Here is a 17,939-nt window from a genome sequence, read left to right as displayed (position 1 = left end):
GGCAATATTGCAAGATCTAACCAAAAACGAAATGGAAATTAAAGTTGCATCTTTAAATGGAAACTGGAAATTAAATACCCCAAAATTAGAAAAGGTTTTTGAGTTTGAAAACTTTAAAGAAGCTTTAGAATTCGTTACCAAGGTAGGGGAAATTGCTGATGAAATTCAACACCATCCAGACGTGCAGATCTCATACGGAACAGTGATCTTGAACATATACACCCATGACACACAGGGCATTACAGATCTAGACTTCAAACTAGCTGAAAGAATAGATTCACTTGAATCCAACAACGATGCAGAAGTTCTAGACAATATGGACATGCTCAAAAATGGATCTGATTTTGAAAAAAGAAAAGCTGCTGGAAGGTTAGGTAACCTAAGAGATGAAAGAGCTGTAAATTTATTAATAAAAGCATTAGATGATGATGACAGATTCGTTCAGAGGGCTTCTGCCAGATCCCTAGGTAAAATAGGGAATGAAAAGGCAATTAAACCTTTGATTCGAATTTTGGGTTTTGTTGATCCAGAGTTCAGATGGGCTGCAAAGGAGGCTCTTGTGGAAATTGGGGAAGCTTCAGAGGATGATCTAATTTCCATCATGGAATCGAAAAATTATCACCAGCGTGAAATGGCAATAGAAGCCTTAAGTGAGATTGGAAGTGAAAAAGCTGGCATATCCATAAAAAAAGCTCTTTCAGATGGGGAGAGCAAAGTTCGTTGGAGAGCTGCCAGAGCTGTATCTAAATGGTACGATGAAGAAACTGTGAACACCCTCAAGGAGTTATCTAAAAAAGATCCAGACCGTAAAGTTAGAGATGAAGCAATTAAATCTCTTAATATTGTGGAATCTATGGTAAAAAGTTTATTTAATGACTTTGAAAAACATTTGGATTATATAAGTACAGATATTAGAAGTAAAAATATCAAGGGCGGTAAATCCTTCAGTTCTCCTAAAAAGATGTTCTTTTCAGCTCACTTTGCAAGTCCATACAGAGTCAGATTTTACTTATATCAAGGCAGCAAAGGAATAAAAGAGTTGGAAAAAATGAAGGGTGATCCTCAGTGGGGAGCTATTTACCTCCAGAAAGAGGAGGATCTTGAGAAAGTGCTTGAAGCTGTTAAAAAATCTTATATAATCACTAAAAAAGATTTTGGATGATTTTTTTTAGAATATAACTTGTTTTTACTTTTTAAAAAAAGATAAACCCTTAAATTCTATTTTTTAATTTTATTAGAACACTTAAAATAGCCCATTAAAAAAATTCAACTCTGCTTAAAATTTACAAACCTCCCCAAACTCAAATAATAACCATTAAATAACAGTTAATACAATCTGCAAACAGCAATAATAATAACATGAAACTTTCAAAAGGGAGGATTCATAAATATGGTGAGGTTTTTACACACTGCAGATTGGCATTTGGGAATTAAATACTCCAGGTTAGGGGGTAAAGCTGACCTGGCTCGTGAAATTCGGATGGAAACTGTTCGAAGGTTGTTGGAAAGTGGGGAGGATGTTGATTTTATACTGGTGGCTGGGGACTTATTCGATGGCAACGAAGTTGATTCCAGTTTGATCCATGAAACATGCAAGAATCTATCAGGTATTGGAACACCAGTTTACATACTGCCTGGAAACCATGACCCACTCACAAGGGATTCAGCTTACAACAACCCTGTGTGGGATGCAGCTGGTAACATCCACATATTAAAGGAGGCTGAACCTGTGAACCTTCCAGGTGATGTTACACTTTATCCATGTCCTGTGAAGCAGAAACAGTCCAAGGAGGATCCCACAGCAGGGATAGAAAGGGAGGACAACAAGATCTCAATTGGACTTGCCCATGGAAACCTCCAGATACCAGGTTTCACAGATGAGTCTAACTTCCCAATCAATCCAAAGAGGGCTGATACTGCAGATCTTGATTACCTGGCACTTGGTGAATGGCATTCACTCTTCCAGTATGAAGAAAAAACCCTTTACCCTGGAACTCCTGAAACAACCAAATTTGGTGAAAACAACAGTGGTAATGCAGTGATGGTTGACCTTGAGAGGGGTGAAAAACCCATAATCAAACCATCACATGTGGGTAAGCTCAGATGGGAGCAGATGGAATCAAATATCAACGGTTTAGAAGATATAAAAAGCCTTGAAACAAGTTTAGAGAACCAGGAAAATCTGGTTTTAAACCTCAAGTTGAGGGGTGTTGTTGGTCAGGATTCCTTCGATTACCTTGAAAACTTCAAAGCCAATGATTTATTCTTTTTCAACCTCAACATGGATGATCTCTATTTGAAGCCCAACATGCTGGAGTTCCAGGCCATGATACCCGAGGGTTCCTACGTTCCAAAGACATTCCAAGCTTTGATGGCCCTTATGAAGTACCATCCCAAGACCCAGGAGCTTTCAGGTATATCAGCTGAGGATGCTGAAGCCATCTTTAGGGACGTAAAGGACCTGGAGAGTGTGCAGAACGCCAGTCCCGAAGTTCTTAAAAGAGCGTCTTTAATGCTTTATCAGATGGTTAAGGAGGTTTCACAATGATCGTGGAAAGTATAATCCTTGAGAACTGGAAGAAGTTCAGGGATCCTGTGGAGATCCAGTTCCAGGATGGTTTGAATGTTATACATGGCCCCAATGAAAGTGGTAAAACCACCCTCATGGAATCCCTGAGAACCATTCTCTTCTCCAAACACTCAAGCAGATCCAAAAACATCAAAGCCATCATCCCCTTCGATTCCCAACTGGCACCTCAGGCCATGGTAACCTTTAGAAATAATGGGGACCGCTACAAGGTAACCAAAAGGTTCATCCAGCCAATGAGTGCCCTTGAGAAGTGGAACATGAATGGTTGGGAACGTTTATCCGAGGGGGATGCTGCAGATAGGGCTGTTGCAAGTATCACAGGTGGTGAGCTGCCTCGAACAGGTGATACCAAACCCCAGTTCTGGGGTGTAAGCCAGTGCCTCTGGATGGTTCAGGGAGAACCCATAATCAGTGATGAACTCAACAGTGAAACCTTTTCATCCCTGCAACGCATGATCGGTGCATCGATAGAGTCTGGGGAAGAGAAGAGAATTCTTGAGGTACTGAATGAAAGATTTTCAGAGTACTACACAGCAACAAGGAAGGATAGAAAACAATCTCCCCTGTTAAAGTTAGAAGAATCCTTGAAAGAGGAAAAAGAAGAACTCCAAAAATCCAGGGAGAAACTCCACAGAAAGGATGAACTCATGCGTAACCTCGAAGACAACGAGTTCATGAAGAACAAGAAGACATTGACCTTAAAGGAAGCGCGTGAAGAACTTTCGGATCTTCAAAAAACCATTGAAGAAGCCAGAAACCATAAAGAAGAAAGGGAAAGGTTAGCTGGTGAAGTTGAAAATCTCAACACACATTACAACACCCTGAAGGAAAAAATCAACGACATCACCCATACAAGTGAAGAGATAGATGATCTGGAATCTAAAAATGATTCCTTAGAAAAAGATAAAAAACTACAAGAATCAGAGCTATTGAAAGCTGAATCTAGTATAAAACAGGTTAAAGAAGAAGTTGAAGATCTTAAATCCACCATGGAAGAGTTTTCAGAAGAAAAAACAACGGCGAGCATAGCCCACAGTACAGTTTTGAGGGAAATTCAGCTTGAGGATAAAGGTTCCATGCTTAAGGAAATGAATGGCCTTAAGGAGGAACTTGAATCCAAGGAGGAACAGTACAGATCCATCAATGCACCTTCAAGATCCCAGCTGGATGAAATTGAAACCCTCAAAAACAGTATAAGGGACACCAGGACCAAATTAGATGCTATTGGCCTGAACATCCATGCTTCAGGAGAGTTAGATGGTTCAATATACCTCGACGGGGAAGAATTCACATTAGACAGAGAAGATAGGAAGTGGAATGCCTATCAATCCGTTAGAATAGAACTGGAAAATGGTAGTTTTGAAATTAAAAGTGGAAATGAGGATGTTAAGCTCCTGAAATCTGAACTTGAGGATATGGAAATTAAATGTGCCAGTTTAACAGCACCCTACAATGAAACAGAATTGGAACCCTTGAGAGAACTTTTAAACACTAAAAAGGGTTTAAAAATTAGGATCGATCAAATCAAGAAGGATCTGGCTAAAAAAGGTGGTATGGATTCACTTGTGAGGGATGTTGCAGAACTCGAAGCTAAGATCCAGCGTAACTGGAGTAAGATTCCAGATGATTCACCCTTCAAGAACTGTATGGATGGGGACAAAAATGATCTTGCAGATTTACTATCAGAAAAGATCAACAAAATTGAAGAAAAGGAAGTCTTCCTTAAGGATAATGAGAGCAAACTTCAATCTAAACTGAAAGAGCTTCAAGATCAGTACACTGCAACTGACAAGTACATATCTCAGATGGAAAACAGGGTAAAAAGTAACCAAGAGTTCATTGAAAAATACCGTGAACGTTTAAGAAGTTTAGAGGAAGATGGAATTACAGTTGATTCCATTGAAGCCCAACAGAACGATATCTCCATGAAACTTGAAAGAAAGGAAAGAACACTAAAGATCTATCAGGATGAAATGGAAGAGAAGGAAGAAAAGCCCACAAAAGATTACAGTAACTCTGAAAACAGAGTAACACGGTTGGAAGAGGATGTTAAGGATTTGGAACTTTCACATGTCCGTATGGAGTCTGACCTCAATAACCTCACCCATGATTTCACCGACATGAACATCCTTGAGGAATCTATCAATGAGAAGGAGAAGACCCTTGAAGATATGAAAAATGATACAGCTGCCATTGAACTTCTCTACGATCTGACCATGCACTACAAGGAGAACACCATCGTTTCCCTAACGGATCCAATCAAGAGAATCGTGACAGATGATCTTGAGAAGATATTGGGTCCCAAGTACTCCTTGGAGTTTGATAATAAGTTGAAACCATGTTCTGTAACACCTGAAGGTCGTGAAGCTGAGGCATTACTTGATGCACTTTCATTTGGTACCCAGGAACAGATATGGTGTATATTTAGACTTGCACTGGGAAGACTTTTGAGTAAGGAGGATAGGCAGCTGGTGGTGCTTGACGATCCCCTTGTTAACACGGATCCATTAAGGATGCACCATGCTCTGGATGTGCTTGAGGAGAGTGCCAGGGATATGCAGGTCTTCGTTGTTACCTGTGATGTTGATAAGTACAACGCACTCAGTGATGCTAGGTTCATATCCATGGAAAATCTTTAGAGTAATACATTACATGAGGAGATTTGGAGCTGAAACCTCCTAAATTTCCTCCCCAATACTATTTTGAATTATTTTTAAAGATTTTGTTAATAAGGAATAAGTTTAAATCATAAAGATGTCAATACATTATATTCTAGGCGGGGTTACCCGAGTGGCCAAAGGGGGCAGGCTCAAGACCTGCTGGTGCAGACCTACCAGGGTTCGAATCCCTGACCCCGCATTTGAAACTTTTTCTCAAAAAGGATTTATTCTAAAATAAATTTCAATAATTTTAAAACGATCACATCAAAATTTTACTGATTTTAAAAATAGCTGAAAATAATTATGAAGTTTTTGTCAACCAATTTACATCAATCAAGGCCAAAAACCTCTTTCATGTATCTTTTCCTGTAAAAATTGAAATCATGGTACTCGTTCATGGTTAAAGATTCAAAATCACTTCTTAAGACTTCATCCCGACTCATCAAAAGATTTCCATCCTTAAAGGAATTGAATTTGAAGGATAATGGAGAGTAGTTCAATGTTCTAACATCTGCTGGAAAACAAGAAGATTCCTCAAGTTCTCGTTCCAGAGAAAGTTCAAAGTGCAGAGCTTCCTTCTTAGTGATATCCTCATCTAGGTAAATAGCCAGGTCAACATCCCTGAATTGGTTCTGCAGAAAAGATCCATGAATGTAAGCAAAAAGAATCTCATTCTTTCCCATTAGAACAGAACGAATTGTACCCACTACCTTTTTCCTCTGGATATCTGTAATTCTGTATCTTTTAATATTCTGCATGTCATGCTCCTTTCAGTTCTACTTTTAAATTTGGTATCACAAGATTAAGTTCTTTACTTAAAAACAAAGAACTTTCACGAACCCATCAAAATTTGATCCTTTAAACCCATTAACCTCTTCTAACAATTGATTTTTGAACCCTATCCAAGAATATTTTTAATAAAAGAAACATAATTAATGCCATGGAAGTGGTGAGTTAGATGGATAAACTGAAACTGGCCCGTGAATTTTCAAGAAAACTCCATTACCCTGAGGTGGAAAGGATCATCCTATTCGGTTCTGTGGCCACCGGTAAAAGACCGTGAAGACTCAGATGTGGATATTCTCATGATAAGCCGCAGAAAAATGGAAACAAAGGATAAGGTAATGGAAGAAGTTGGTCAGATGCTCCTTGATGAGGGGGTGTACTTTTCAGTTAAGGTCATATCACCTGAAGATTATCAAAAACTTAAAGGAACCTATTTCATCTCCCAGATAGAGGATGAAGGTGTAGTTCTTGAGTGATAATTACTTAATTTTCAAATAATGTTATTAAAGATTGTTTTTCTAATTCGAAAATATGAATTTTTTTTAAAAAATCCATCAATCCTATTTCTAAAGCTTAATCTCCACGATGGATCATCATCTATTTAAATTGGAACGTTAAACCATTTAACAGCAAAACTGTACCCTGTAGCTGTCAAGTTCACCCACAAGCAGCACTTACAGGGACATGGAAAATGGATCAACATGATAAGCTTCCCCCAGTTCCAGGAAATAGTTATAGATGAGTTGAAAAGGGATATTCGTCCTGAGATGAACCCTGATCAGCACAGGGCAATTTCAGCCCCGCAGGATGAATCCCAGTTCATAGTTGCAGGTCCAGGAAGTGGTAAAACCACGGTTATGGTCCTGAAGATCCTGAAGTTCATCTACGTGGATGATGTCAATCCTGGAAGCATACTTGCAACCACTTTCACGCGTAAGGCTGCAGCAGAGCTCAGATCAAGGATACTGAGCTGGGGCGATATCATACGCCAGAAACTCCTTTCAGATAATAATGACCTTGAAAAGGATTTGAGGCATCTTGATTTCAATCAGATCGTGACTGGAACCCTTGACAGTATCTGTGAGGAGGTTCTGAAGAATCACAGGGATCCTGGTTCTCCACCGCCTGTGGTTGTTGAGGACTTCGTTGCAAGGGCCATGATGATGAGAGTAGGACTCTTCACAGAGGAGAGGCACCATAATGAAGAATTAAGGGAATACCTCATCAACATCAGGGGCGGTAAGTTCGGTTTCAACACTGCTGAGATGAGCAGACTCCTCCTTGAGATCAAGGACAGGGTCTACTACGATCAAGTTCTATGGGAGGAGTTCAAAAGCAAAGGGGATGAACCTGGTGTTGAGATAGCTTGTCAGGCCATTGAGGATTACATCCATGAGTTTGAGGAGAGGATGCTCTTTGATTTCTCACTTTTGGAGGCTCATTTCCTTGACAAATTAAATGAGGGAAAGCTTGGAAGTTTCATGGAGGGTCTGAAGCTGGTATTGGTGGATGAGTACCTGATGTAAATGCTAATTCAGTTGTGGATTCAGGTGCGTCTGAAGCTGGTATTGGTGGATGAGTACCAGGACACCAACCTCCTGCAGGAGCAGATCTATTTCAAGCTCGCAGAGGCTGCAGCCTGCAACGGAGGAAGTTTCACAGTTGTTGGAGATGACGACCAGTCACTCTACCGTTTCAGGGGAGCCACCGTGGATCTCTTCACCAACTTCAAAGAAAGATGTGAAAAACAGCTTAAAATTGTACCGGATCTCATAAATCTCTCTAAAAACTATCGTTCAACATGTTCGATTGTTGATTTCTGCAACGAATTTGCTGTGCTGGATGATGATTTTCAGGGTGTTCGTGTTGAGGGTAAACCTCCAATAGAAGCTGCAAGAACCGGTGATTTCTGTGATTTCCCAGTGCTCGGCATGTTCAGGGATGATGCAGAAACACTGTCCAAGGACCTTGCAAAGTTCATTCACAGGGTTGTTTATGGTGAAGGATTCAAATTCAGGTACAATGGAATGGATTACGAGATAAGCTGTGATGAAATTGAGGGTTCTCCAACTGATGTTTCCATTCTTTTGAGTTCTCCCCTTGAGATGAATGCTTTTGGAAGTAAAAGGTTTCCATACTACCTCCGAAATGATCTCATGGAACTGAATCAACCAATACCTGTCTTCAATCCAAGGGGCCAGAACCTGGAGCGTACCTGGGAGGCCAGTGTGCTCTGCGGATTGCTTCTTGAGTGCATCGATCCAGGGTGTGAGGTTCAAAACTCCATTGAGAAGCTTCCAAAATCAGCAGTTCACAGGTTCGATTCCTGGAGGAAAAAAGCAAATGAATACATCGAATCCTATCCTGAACCTCATGAACCATTTTCACTTGGGGATTTCGTGGATGCCTGGAGGTCAAGAACGCCTAAAGGACGTAAAACTTGGAAGCATGATGTTTCCCTTCTGGAGATCGCCTACAACCTTGTGACCTGGATACCCCAGATGCAGGATGATGTTGAAGGGCTGGTTTATCTGGAGGCTGTTACACGTACCATGGCCCAGACATCCTTCTTCACAAGCTTCGGCGGTGAGATAATATTTGAGGATGAACTGGAGGCAAAATCCATTAAGGAGCTTTACTGGAATGTTTTCACTCCCCTTGCAACCGGTGCAATTGATGTGGATGAGAATCTGCTTGAGACACTGCCTGACAACAGGGTGAACGTCATGTCCATTCACCAATCAAAGGGTTTGGAGTTCCCATTGGTGGTGGTTGATGTAGGTGCAGACTTCCGAACTGACCATCACAAGAACACCTTCAAAAGATTCCCTGTGGAGGGAGGTAAATCCTGCAACCTTGAGGATGAACTGCGTGTTTGCTCACCCCTTGAAAGCTCCATCAGGAGTGGTAAGGATCGAGCCTTCGACGATCTCATAAGGCAGTACTTCGTTGCATTCAGCAGACCCCAGGATGTGCTACTCCTTGTGGGGATAAACCCTGTTAAGGGGGGCTACGATACCAAGAATGAACACAGAAGAATACCCAATGTTGCCACAGGATGGACACGTGACGGATCATGGCACTGGCCTGGCCTTAGGAATATAGTGCACATCTGAACCTATAAATAGTTTAAAAAAAACTTAAAAATCTTAAAAAATTATAGAACGTGTTTAAAATGACTCTTTCAACCCGTAACAAACCCTACATCATACCTGAGTACAATTTAACAGGCGCACTTCTCCCCTACCTGACCTGCGGCCTGCAGTACCGCTACCAGAACAAGGGAACCCTACCACCGTCCATGCCAATCCAGCTGTGGTTCGGTAACTTCATACACGGGGTCATGGAGGAGGCCTTCCTCAGATGGAATGAGATGGACTGGAAGGACTTCCCATGGGACTGGAAGACCCAGATAAGGGATATTGAACTGGAAATTGATAAGAGAATGCGTTCCAGGGGACTTCAACCACCTGCAAACCTCTTCTGCCCCTTCAAAGAGGGTGATGAAGGCCTTGGACTCTGCCCTGACCATGACCATCCGCACAAGCTCGTTGCAAGCATAAGGGCAGAAGCAGCCATAAACACGTGGGGACCACATTTATTTCCCTTGATAGATGACTCTGAGGTCAAATTAAAGGGTATAAGAGACATGCCCCACTACCAGAAGGGCACAAGCCGTTCAAACTACTACGGAATCACAGGTGTTATCGATGTTCTAAGCTCCGTTAAGATGGATGAGGCCTCAGATAAAAATTTAATCATCAAGTACCTCCACAACAACCCTGCATTCCAGTACAAGCTTGAAAAGCTTGAAAAACCTGAGTACGAGATAATCGTGGACTACAAGGGTATGAAGAGACCTGCAGTGCCATCTCCATCGTGGGATCATCATGACTGGCAGGTTTTAACCTACAGCTGGCTTCGGTCAATGCAGCCGGAATCCCAGCCTGTTCTCGTTGGAATGCTCTTCTACCTCAACGAACTCTCACTCTTCAAGGAAGACCTCAAGGAACTTAAAAAAGATGTTGAGGAGGGTAAAACAGACATAAAACCCTACGCAGATGACCTTGAGAACATACTCAAATGGAACCCACATTCAAAGGTACCATCATTATCAGATTCCCTGAAGAAGCTCAGATCAGTACGTATCATACCTGTTGACTACGACAACCAGAGGAGGTCCCTGACTGAATTCGACGCAGTGGTTGGTGAAATTGAGGAGAGCATAATCTCCGAGGTCAACGGCCATGGAATACAAGCTTCATGGAAGGCTAACCCTGATAAGCGTACCTGTGATGCCTGCGACTTCAGAACCTTTTGCAGGGAGAGTAAAACTGGTAAGGGTTTTCCAACAGTGCCTTGAACTTAGGGATACTTAAATACGAAGTGAATATATTTAAATAGGATTATAAGTTTGAAAAACCAAACATATTAACAATAAAAGAAGCAGTTTAGGGTTTAACATGAGAGAAGAAGCATCAAACTGGTGGAAACAGGCTGTTAAAGACCTGGAAAAGCTTCAAAGAATCTTGAAATAGGAGAATATTATGTAACTGCTTTTTTCTCCCAACAAGCAACTGAAAAGGCTTTAAAATCCCTTTATATTCATAAATTAAAGGAACCATCAGGTCCAACACATTCTTTACTTTTTCTTGGAAAAAGTGTTGGAATTCCAGAAGAATTTTATACATCCCTTAGAAAGATAAGTCCAGATTTTGTTATAACACGATATCCCGACGCTGCACATGGGATTCCCTACGATTTATACGATGAAGAGATAGCTAAGGAAAGATTAGAAATATCAAGAAAGGTGTTAAAATGGGCAGAAATGGAATTGAAGAAATAAAAGAGTTCCAAAAAAGGGTTAATGAAGAGTTCAATCCAGAAGTATTCATCCTATTTGGAAGTCGGGCCCGTGGAGACTACTTAAAAGAAAGTGATTACGATTTCATAATTGTCAGCCGTAAATTTGAAGGCATTCATTTTCTGGAGCGGATCTATAGGGTCTTAGAGCTCTGGGACTACGACTGGGATGTTGACATACTCCCTTACACACCTGAAGAGTTCAGCGTGAAGAAGGATCAGATAGGGATAGTTAATGAAGCTGTTAAGCAGGGTATTGTGCTGGAAGAAAGTATTTAAACATTTTTATGATTATTAATTTTCAATTGAATCCTTTTTATTAAAGGCGAATCGAAAAAAATCTGAATCTATTAGTTAATACTACATTTTTTTATTAAATTAATTTAAATAAATATTATTAGTTTATTGTTAATACTAAAACAAATTTAACTCTTAACTCCCCAATGAAAGCATAATTTTTAAATTGAAGTTATTATAATATCTTAAAACCGATAATTCTAAAAATTATGCAGGGGTTTTGTATGGAAGTTTCCAAGGAGAAGATGGATCTCATTGAAAAAATAAGAAATTACAGGGGCTACAGGGAAGTCCAGGAAACACTGGAGTTTGAAAATAAAGCATTAACCCAAGAGAATGAGGAACTTAAACAGGCCTTCAAAGATCTAAAAACAGAACACATAAACCAGGAAAAACTCTTGAAGGATGTTGCAGACCTGAAAAAAGATAGAGAATCTTTGAAGAAAGCTATTGAAGATGAAAAGAATAAATTCAACTTTCTGGTCACAACTCCAGATTCAACTAGCACAGTTTACGGTGAAATAAGAAACAGTCTTTCAAAGGCCAAAAAGGAAGTTCTGGTCTGTTCACCCTGGATCACTTACCTTGTGGAGGAGTTCCAGGGTTTTCAGGGAAGGGTTGATCTGAAGGTTGTAACCAACTTCAGAAAAGAGGACATTGAAAATAAAATAACTGACCCTGATAAGCTCAGAGTTCTCCGCGGACTTGGTGCTGAAGTCCGCTACAACAACGATGTCCACGCCAAAATCCTTGTGATAGATTCTAGGGTTGCAATAATTTCATCAGCAAACCTCACAAAAAAGGGTTTGAGGGTTAACTATGAAGCAGGTGTCAAAATAAATGATCACAACTCTGTAGGGATGGCTAAAGAATTTTTTAAAGGAATTTGGGATAACAGTTCACCTTTAACCGAGGATATGATTGAAAATTTGGGAGATAACTGAGTAAACATGTACAACATCGTTAAAGAAGAGTATCCTCAACTCATGGCAGAAATGAGGGATTACGTAGATTCTGAAATTGAAAATTCTCAAAAAATCAGGGGGAAAATCCTTGTCCGTGACTTAAACAATGGATCTATAACTGTTACACTTGAAGATAATTTAAATATAGGTGAAGGATCCATGGTTTCTGTCAATGACAATTTAATAGGAATTATCAGTGAATCTTCTCTCAGTTCCAAATTTAGAATAGAATTAAAAAATGATATTTCCAGATTAAAGGGTAATTATGTTTCTGTTGATACTGATTTGAAAAATATAATCCCTCGGAGAATTGAAAAAGTCCTTGAAAAGATAGAAAATGACGATCTAGATGATTACGACTTGCATGTTCTAAACTGCATTCTAGGGGATGAAGTTCCATCTCACCAAACTAAGACATACCAACTACCTAATAATTTGAATCACAGCCAGAAAGAAGCCGTGAATCTTTCTTTAAATGCCGATGATTTTCACCTTATTTTAGGCCCTCCAGGCACAGGAAAAACCCAAATTATCACAGAGATAATAAGAACTTTATTGCAGTATGATAAAAAAATTCTAATAACTGCCCATACCAACAGAGCTGTGGATAACCTCCTTGAAAAATTTAAGGACATCAACCCTGAGAAAATATTGAGAATAGGGCAGAATTATTCCGTATCTCCCTTGAACAGAAAATATTCTTTGAAAGAACGGAGGAAAAACCATCCTGATTGGCAGGAAGTTCAGCATTTAGATACAATAATCGAGAAAACATCTGAAGAGAGAAAAGGAATAAAAAAAAGAATAAAAAAAGTTCAAGAGGATATTAACAGAGTTAAATCCAGAAAATACGAGTATTCTGCATCAATTAAAACTATTAAATTCACGATAAGGGAATATGAAAAGAAAAAAGAAGATTATCTCCCTAGAATACCTGGAAAAAATGTGAATCGTGATTCTTCACTAAAAAGAAAGGAAACATTGGAGAAGAACTCTGATAAATATTATGCACTGGCAAAATCCATATTGAATTTAGAAAACATTGAAGAATCATTACCCGATGCTGAAGAGTTCTACGAACTTGAGTCAACTATTAAAAAGATGGAAAGTGAAAAATTTAAAAAACGTTTAATCTCCATTTTCAATAAAAGTAAATATAATGAGTTTTTATCGAATCTGACAGATAAAAAGGTATCCTACAATTTGATGATTGAAAATTACAACGCCTACTGGAATCTAAAGGATGCTCTAAAAAAACAATACAAAAAAACTTATCCTGAGTCTGAGGGTAAAGCTGATGAAGATGCCTTGCAATATGAAATAGAGTTATTAAATAATTTAGAGGACTATTTAAGCTCTAAAAAGGATGAAATTAAATTAAGAATTGAAAATGAAAACTCATCTTTGATCTACGATGCTTACGAAGATTACATCCAGTCTTTAAATCAAAAAAAGGAAGTATTAGATGCAGAATTTAAATATTTAAATACACTAATCAGTTTACAAATAAATTCCATTAATAAGTTAAAAGAAGAAGAGAAAAATATTCAAAAAACCCTTGAAAAATATGAAAAGGACAGATCAAAGCTTCTGAATTTTATAAACAATGATCTACTTCATAAATCACAGTTAGTTGCAGCTACGGTTTTATCTTCAGCTCATCCTATTTTAGATTATGAAATATTCGATTTTATGATAATGGATGAAGCCAGCCAGGTTGCAGCTTACACATCATTATTACCACTCCTGAAGTGTAAAAAATTCATTTTAGTGGGGGATAACAAACAGTTACAACCCATAACTAAAGATGAATTATCTGAAAAACTGAATAAATCCATATTCAACCATTTTATAGAGAAATATCCATCCAACTACTCATTCCTGAACACACAGTACCGGATGAATAAGGGAATAGCAGATCTCTCAAGTAACTTATTCTATGATGGTAAAATCAGAACAGATTTCAGTGTAACAGATCAAACCATTGAATCCTTAAAAAACAGTGAAAACGTTGATATCAACTTTAACAATCCATTAACGTTTATAGACACCGCCAATATGGAATACTATGAAAAAGGACTGGGAGATGGGTGTGAGAACTGTAAAGAAGCTAAGATAGTTGTAGAAGTTGTGAAAAGATTAATGGATAATGGTATTGATCCACATGATATAGGTGTCATAACCCCCTACAAAAAACAGAAGAATCTGATAAATCAGCATCTAAAAACTTTTGAAGTTGAAGTGGATACTGTGTACAGTTTCCAGGGAAAAGAAAAAGAAGTGATAATAATGAGCTTCTGTAAAAGCATAATAGGACTTTTAAATAGATTTCAAAAAAAATTCATTGCTGATCCCAACCAGTTGAACGTTTCAATTACACGTGCACGTAAAAAACTCATAATAATCGGTAACTCAAAAACGATAAAACAAAGCCCATTAATAAAAGAGTTACTGGAAACAATTGGTAAATCCAACACCATAAAATTATCCAATTAAAAGATTAAAAATAGAAAAACAGTCCATCTCTATGAGATAAGGCTTTGAAACAGTTTTTCACTCCCAAGTTATCTTCAGAAGTATTGCAAGTGCAATGAATTCCAGTAATGCTACGAAAAATGCAATTACAAACCATCTTACAAAGAAGATTGCCACTGCCAGGACAATTGTCTGGAACAGGAAGAAAGATCCGAAAAAAAGCAGTCCCAGGGTGTACTTGGATTTCATTCCCTGGTAACTTCTCCAGTACATGTACAGGAGTCCTGTTAAGAGGAGAATATTTCCAATTCCCAGTATTTTGCTGGAGATTATTATGACATTTAAAGATTCTGGTGATATATAAAGCATTCTTGACCTCTTTCACGTTTTAATCTGTTTATTTCTGAAATTGAGTCCATATCTCATGGAAGGTAGGGTAGTTCTCTTCCATTTCATCAGAAAGGAAGTACAATTTCCCGTACTTTTCCCCACTTGATGTAACAACACCTGACTCTTCCAGAACTCCCATATGATGCTGAACAGTCTTATAATCCAGTTCAAGTTTTTCTGCAAGCTGATGAATATTGTAAGGCCTTTCTTTCAGTTCATTGATTATTCTGGCACGGTTTTTACCACCTTTGGTACCTACAATCAGCCACCATAGAAACTTTTTTTGCATGAAAGACCCCTAAATTTGTATATGAAAAATATTCATTCCCAGCTTATTTTGAAAAGTATTGATAACGCTATAAATTCAAAAACAATGAACGCAAACATTACAATTCCTTCATACCAGTGATTAAGTACGTTGATGAAGTAAGTGGCAGTTAACAGTACATTCTGAAGCAGCATCGCCGATGCAAACAACAGAAGGCCCACTGCGTAACTTGATTTTGTGTCCCTGTAGTTTCCCCAGTAGATGTAAAGTAATCCACATAGGAGGAAAATGGTTCCAAAACCCAATATAACTGTTACAGTTACAATAGCACTGGTTAGTAAGTCTGGTGATCCAAATAACATTTTTTTAAAACCTCATGGCCATTATAAAAAAATATAACTCAATTATAACGGCAGTTGATATTGAAATATCTGTGCTTATTTCAATGGATGCATAAACTGTGCTAATAAGTAAGGTAGCACTACTAAAAAAAAGTTTTTCCGAAATTCACTCCATCTTTCTACATTTCATTCCCAAATATTAATACTGATTAAATAAATTTTAATAATTATTTTAGGTTATTTAAACTACATTTTAATCACAGGCCTTAGGGTTCGTTTTTAGATATTAAAAAATTAAAAGAAAATTTAAGGAGTAGGAGCATTTATTTACTCCTTTTAACAAGATCCCCATCACGCATATTAATAACTTCATCTGCAAAATCCGCTGAAATTGGGTTGTGGGTGACCATAACAATACTCACCCCCTCGTTTTGATTTAGATCTTGAAGTATATGCATTATTGAATCCGCATTCCTTGTATCAAGTTCTCCTGTTGGTTCATCAGCCAGAATGATAGACGGATCATTTATTAAAGCTCTGGCTATTGCTACACGCTGTTGTTCTCCTCCTGAAAGTTGCCATGGCCTTTTATCATGTTTTCCTGTTAATCCCATCATTTCCAGAAGTTTTTCAGCTTTTCTGGAATCCTCTTTTATCATTGGCAGCATAACGTTCTCAAGGACTGTGAGCTGGGACATGAGATTAAACCTCTGGAAAATGAACCCTATTTCATTCCTCCGAAGCCTTGCCTGCTCTTTGACAGATAATTTACATGTATCATTCCCATTGATCCTGAATGTGCCCCTGGTTGGCATGTCAAGTATCCCTGCGATGTGGAGGAAGGTTGACTTTCCAGATCCAGAGGGGCCCATTACCGCTGTGAAGGAACCCTTCTTCAGGGTAAGATCCAGTCCTGCAAGGGCGTTCACTTCCTCATCCCCCATTTTATATGTTTTCCAGACATCTTTGAATTCTATTAAGTTACTCATTTCTCAAAGCCTCCACAACGTTCAATTTTGAGGCACGCCTTGCAGGGTAAAGTCCAGCCAGAATACTTAAAAGGGTGGATCCCGCAATGACACCTCCAACTAGCCACAGGGGTATCATATCGGTAATGTAATCTGTGAAATTCAGCATCTTTGCAATTAACAAGATGCCTAAAATTCCCAGAAGAACCCCTGCAATCGATCCCAAGAATCCTAACAATCCTGATTCAAAGAGGATACTTCCCTTCAGTTCCCAGTTTGTAAACCCTATGGCTTTTAAAACTCCTAATTCTCTTGTTCTCTCCATAACACTCATCATCATGGTATTTACCACACTTATGATTCCTACAACCAGAGCTATACCTGCAATAATTCCCATGAAAAGTTGTGCTTTGTTAGCCCATTCCTGAACCTCAGCCACCTTCTCTGATCGAGTTTTAACAGAAACCCCATTTAACTGCTTTTCCAGGTTATCTGCAACAGTTTTTGGATCTCCATCAGTTTGAGCATAGATTGCACTTACTTTGTTTCCAGCCATTTGCTTTGCAAGGGTCTGGTTTATGTAAACACCCAGGACATCTTCATCCACCTGTTCCTCGTTGGATATCCCGGTGATGGTTAACTCTTTATTTTTAATCCTGATCTTGTCTCCAACACCAAGGTGGAGCTTATCTGCAACTGCATGGTTAATAACCACACCTGGTTTTCCATTTTTTATTTTAACCTGTTTCCAATCATTTGTACCACCTACAGTTACGGTACTTCCATTTATTTCCTCTGAAAAGGCAGTTACTTCTCTTAAGCCGTGAAGATCAGAACGGTTCTCTACCTTCGAAACTGTTTGAGAATCCATTGAATAAGATCCACTACTGGATGCAGAGGATATTACCACATCGTACATGTATTCATTTGTTTGATCGTTAACTGCTGAAGCCAAACCCGCAGTTGATCCCAGAAGTGTTAGAATAGTTGCAACACCAATTACTATTCCAAGCATTGTCAATGCACTTCTAAGCTTTTTTCTGCGGATGTTGTTAAGTGCCAATTTATAAAGATCCATTTTTTTTCACCTTAAACCCATTTAAACTTCTATTTTTATATGAATTTAATTCAAATTAATTATTTTTAATATTAAACAAATTTAAAGAATTTTTTTATGTATGAACACTGAATTAACTCATTTGAATTACCCCCTCCGATCTATTGACAATATTAAAGTTATTAAAGCATTTAAAAATAGTTTTTCCGATATTAACCCGATTTTAACTGGATTTTTGTCCCAAATTTTTCCATTTTATTCCCAAATCTTTGGATCAAA

The 17,939-nt window shown here is 38.6% G+C and carries 15 protein-coding genes, 1 tRNA gene and 1 pseudogene; 11 read left to right on the top strand and 6 right to left on the bottom strand.

The features are described from left to right. Positions 1–7: 7 nt before the first annotated feature. The 4 genes from MCBB_RS04155 (at position 8) to MCBB_RS04140 (ending at position 5,449) form a co-directional block, all read left to right on the top strand. Positions 8–1,162, top strand: coding sequence for a 4a-hydroxytetrahydrobiopterin dehydratase (locus MCBB_RS04155; RefSeq protein ID WP_071906578.1), 1,155 nt, complete (start codon positions 8–10; stop codon positions 1,160–1,162). A 228-nt stretch (positions 1,163–1,390) separates the two neighbouring features. Continuing rightward, on the top strand, positions 1,391–2,548 hold the full coding sequence (locus MCBB_RS04150) for a metallophosphoesterase family protein (protein WP_071906577.1): 1,158 nt from the start codon (positions 1,391–1,393) through the stop codon (positions 2,546–2,548). Continuing rightward, positions 2,545–5,229: an AAA family ATPase gene (locus tag MCBB_RS04145; RefSeq protein ID WP_071906576.1), complete on the top strand. Its 2,685-nt coding sequence runs from the start codon at positions 2,545–2,547 to the stop codon at positions 5,227–5,229. The genes MCBB_RS04150 and MCBB_RS04145 overlap by 4 nt, the downstream gene beginning before the upstream one ends. A gap of 137 nt (positions 5,230–5,366) precedes the next feature. After that, positions 5,367–5,449: transfer RNA gene (locus MCBB_RS04140), tRNA-Leu, on the top strand. A gap of 130 nt (positions 5,450–5,579) precedes the next feature. On the opposite strand, the gene MCBB_RS04135 is transcribed toward MCBB_RS04140, so the two are convergent. Further along, positions 5,580–6,008 carry a nucleotidyltransferase domain-containing protein gene (locus tag MCBB_RS04135; protein WP_084789760.1) on the bottom strand — a complete coding sequence of 143 codons (429 nt, stop codon included), beginning with the start codon at positions 6,006–6,008 and terminating at the stop codon, positions 5,580–5,582. A 327-nt stretch (positions 6,009–6,335) separates the two neighbouring features. On the opposite strand from MCBB_RS04135, the gene MCBB_RS12065 reads away from it, so the two are divergent. The 7 genes and pseudogenes from MCBB_RS12065 (at position 6,336) to MCBB_RS04105 (ending at position 14,657) form a co-directional block, all read left to right on the top strand. After that, entirely contained in the window at positions 6,336–6,512 is a 177-nt protein-coding gene (locus tag MCBB_RS12065; protein WP_171899084.1) for a hypothetical protein, read from the top strand. 225 nt (positions 6,513–6,737) lie between these two features. Next, a pseudogene (locus MCBB_RS04130) lies at positions 6,738–9,152 on the top strand (UvrD-helicase domain-containing protein). A 59-nt stretch (positions 9,153–9,211) separates the two neighbouring features. Continuing rightward, complete coding sequence (locus MCBB_RS04125) at positions 9,212–10,399, top strand: PD-(D/E)XK nuclease family protein (protein WP_071906575.1); 1,188 nt, start codon at positions 9,212–9,214, stop codon at positions 10,397–10,399. A 171-nt stretch (positions 10,400–10,570) separates the two neighbouring features. Continuing rightward, complete coding sequence (locus tag MCBB_RS12410) at positions 10,571–10,882, top strand: HEPN domain-containing protein (protein ID WP_084790002.1); 312 nt, start codon at positions 10,571–10,573, stop codon at positions 10,880–10,882. Beyond that, complete coding sequence (locus tag MCBB_RS04115) at positions 10,855–11,178, top strand: nucleotidyltransferase domain-containing protein (RefSeq protein ID WP_084789759.1); 324 nt, start codon at positions 10,855–10,857, stop codon at positions 11,176–11,178. The genes MCBB_RS12410 and MCBB_RS04115 overlap by 28 nt, the downstream gene beginning before the upstream one ends. A gap of 242 nt (positions 11,179–11,420) precedes the next feature. Further along, the gene (locus tag MCBB_RS04110; RefSeq protein WP_071906574.1) at positions 11,421–12,140 is read left to right on the top strand and encodes a phospholipase D-like domain-containing protein; all 720 of its coding nucleotides are present in this window, start codon (positions 11,421–11,423) and stop codon (positions 12,138–12,140) included. Between the two features lie 6 nt (positions 12,141–12,146). After that, complete coding sequence (locus MCBB_RS04105) at positions 12,147–14,657, top strand: DEAD/DEAH box helicase (protein ID WP_071906573.1); 2,511 nt, start codon at positions 12,147–12,149, stop codon at positions 14,655–14,657. A 57-nt stretch (positions 14,658–14,714) separates the two neighbouring features. Here the strand turns inward: MCBB_RS04105 and MCBB_RS04100 are convergent, their stop codons facing one another. From MCBB_RS04100 to MCBB_RS04080, 5 genes are all read right to left on the bottom strand, one after another. Then, complete coding sequence (locus tag MCBB_RS04100) at positions 14,715–15,005, bottom strand: hypothetical protein (protein ID WP_071906572.1); 291 nt, start codon at positions 15,003–15,005, stop codon at positions 14,715–14,717. A 28-nt stretch (positions 15,006–15,033) separates the two neighbouring features. Beyond that, positions 15,034–15,315, bottom strand: coding sequence for an ArsR/SmtB family transcription factor (locus tag MCBB_RS04095; protein WP_071906571.1), 282 nt, complete (start codon positions 15,313–15,315; stop codon positions 15,034–15,036). Between the two features lie 32 nt (positions 15,316–15,347). Then, positions 15,348–15,656 carry a hypothetical protein gene (locus MCBB_RS04090; protein ID WP_071906570.1) on the bottom strand — a complete coding sequence of 103 codons (309 nt, stop codon included), beginning with the start codon at positions 15,654–15,656 and terminating at the stop codon, positions 15,348–15,350. A 302-nt stretch (positions 15,657–15,958) separates the two neighbouring features. Next, positions 15,959–16,624, bottom strand: coding sequence for an ABC transporter ATP-binding protein (locus tag MCBB_RS04085; protein WP_071906569.1), 666 nt, complete (start codon positions 16,622–16,624; stop codon positions 15,959–15,961). Next, on the bottom strand, positions 16,617–17,681 hold the full coding sequence (locus MCBB_RS04080; protein ID WP_071906568.1) for an ABC transporter permease: 1,065 nt from the start codon (positions 17,679–17,681) through the stop codon (positions 16,617–16,619). The genes MCBB_RS04085 and MCBB_RS04080 overlap by 8 nt, the downstream gene beginning before the upstream one ends. Between the last annotated feature and the right edge of the window lie 258 nt (positions 17,682–17,939).

This window comes from Methanobacterium congolense, from assembly GCF_900095295.1.
GTDB lineage: Archaea > Methanobacteriota > Methanobacteria > Methanobacteriales > Methanobacteriaceae > Methanobacterium_C > Methanobacterium_C congolense.
The sequence above is the reverse complement of the archived record's forward strand: the minus strand, read 5'-3'. Positions and strand labels throughout refer to the sequence as shown.

Excerpts from the sequence above, each read along its gene's own strand:
- MCBB_RS04145 (WP_071906576.1), top strand. The coding sequence starts at position 2,545 with ATGATCGTGGAAAGTATAATCCTTGAGAACTGGAAGAAGTTCAGGGAT.
- MCBB_RS04125 (WP_071906575.1), top strand. The coding sequence starts at position 9,212 with ATGACTCTTTCAACCCGTAACAAACCCTACATCATACCTGAGTACAAT.
- MCBB_RS04150 (WP_071906577.1), top strand. The coding sequence starts at position 1,391 with ATGGTGAGGTTTTTACACACTGCAGATTGGCATTTGGGAATTAAATAC.
- MCBB_RS04085 (WP_071906569.1), bottom strand. The coding sequence starts at position 16,624 with ATGAGTAACTTAATAGAATTCAAAGATGTCTGGAAAACATATAAAATG.
- MCBB_RS04080 (WP_071906568.1), bottom strand. The coding sequence starts at position 17,681 with ATGGATCTTTATAAATTGGCACTTAACAACATCCGCAGAAAAAAGCTT.
- MCBB_RS04095 (WP_071906571.1), bottom strand. The coding sequence starts at position 15,315 with ATGCAAAAAAAGTTTCTATGGTGGCTGATTGTAGGTACCAAAGGTGGT.
- MCBB_RS04100 (WP_071906572.1), bottom strand. The coding sequence starts at position 15,005 with ATGCTTTATATATCACCAGAATCTTTAAATGTCATAATAATCTCCAGC.
- MCBB_RS04135 (WP_084789760.1), bottom strand. The coding sequence starts at position 6,008 with ATGCAGAATATTAAAAGATACAGAATTACAGATATCCAGAGGAAAAAG.
- MCBB_RS04105 (WP_071906573.1), top strand. The coding sequence starts at position 12,147 with ATGTACAACATCGTTAAAGAAGAGTATCCTCAACTCATGGCAGAAATG.
- MCBB_RS04115 (WP_084789759.1), top strand. The coding sequence starts at position 10,855 with ATGGGCAGAAATGGAATTGAAGAAATAAAAGAGTTCCAAAAAAGGGTT.
- MCBB_RS12065 (WP_171899084.1), top strand. The coding sequence starts at position 6,336 with ATGATAAGCCGCAGAAAAATGGAAACAAAGGATAAGGTAATGGAAGAA.
- MCBB_RS04090 (WP_071906570.1), bottom strand. The coding sequence starts at position 15,656 with ATGTTATTTGGATCACCAGACTTACTAACCAGTGCTATTGTAACTGTA.
- MCBB_RS04110 (WP_071906574.1), top strand. The coding sequence starts at position 11,421 with ATGGAAGTTTCCAAGGAGAAGATGGATCTCATTGAAAAAATAAGAAAT.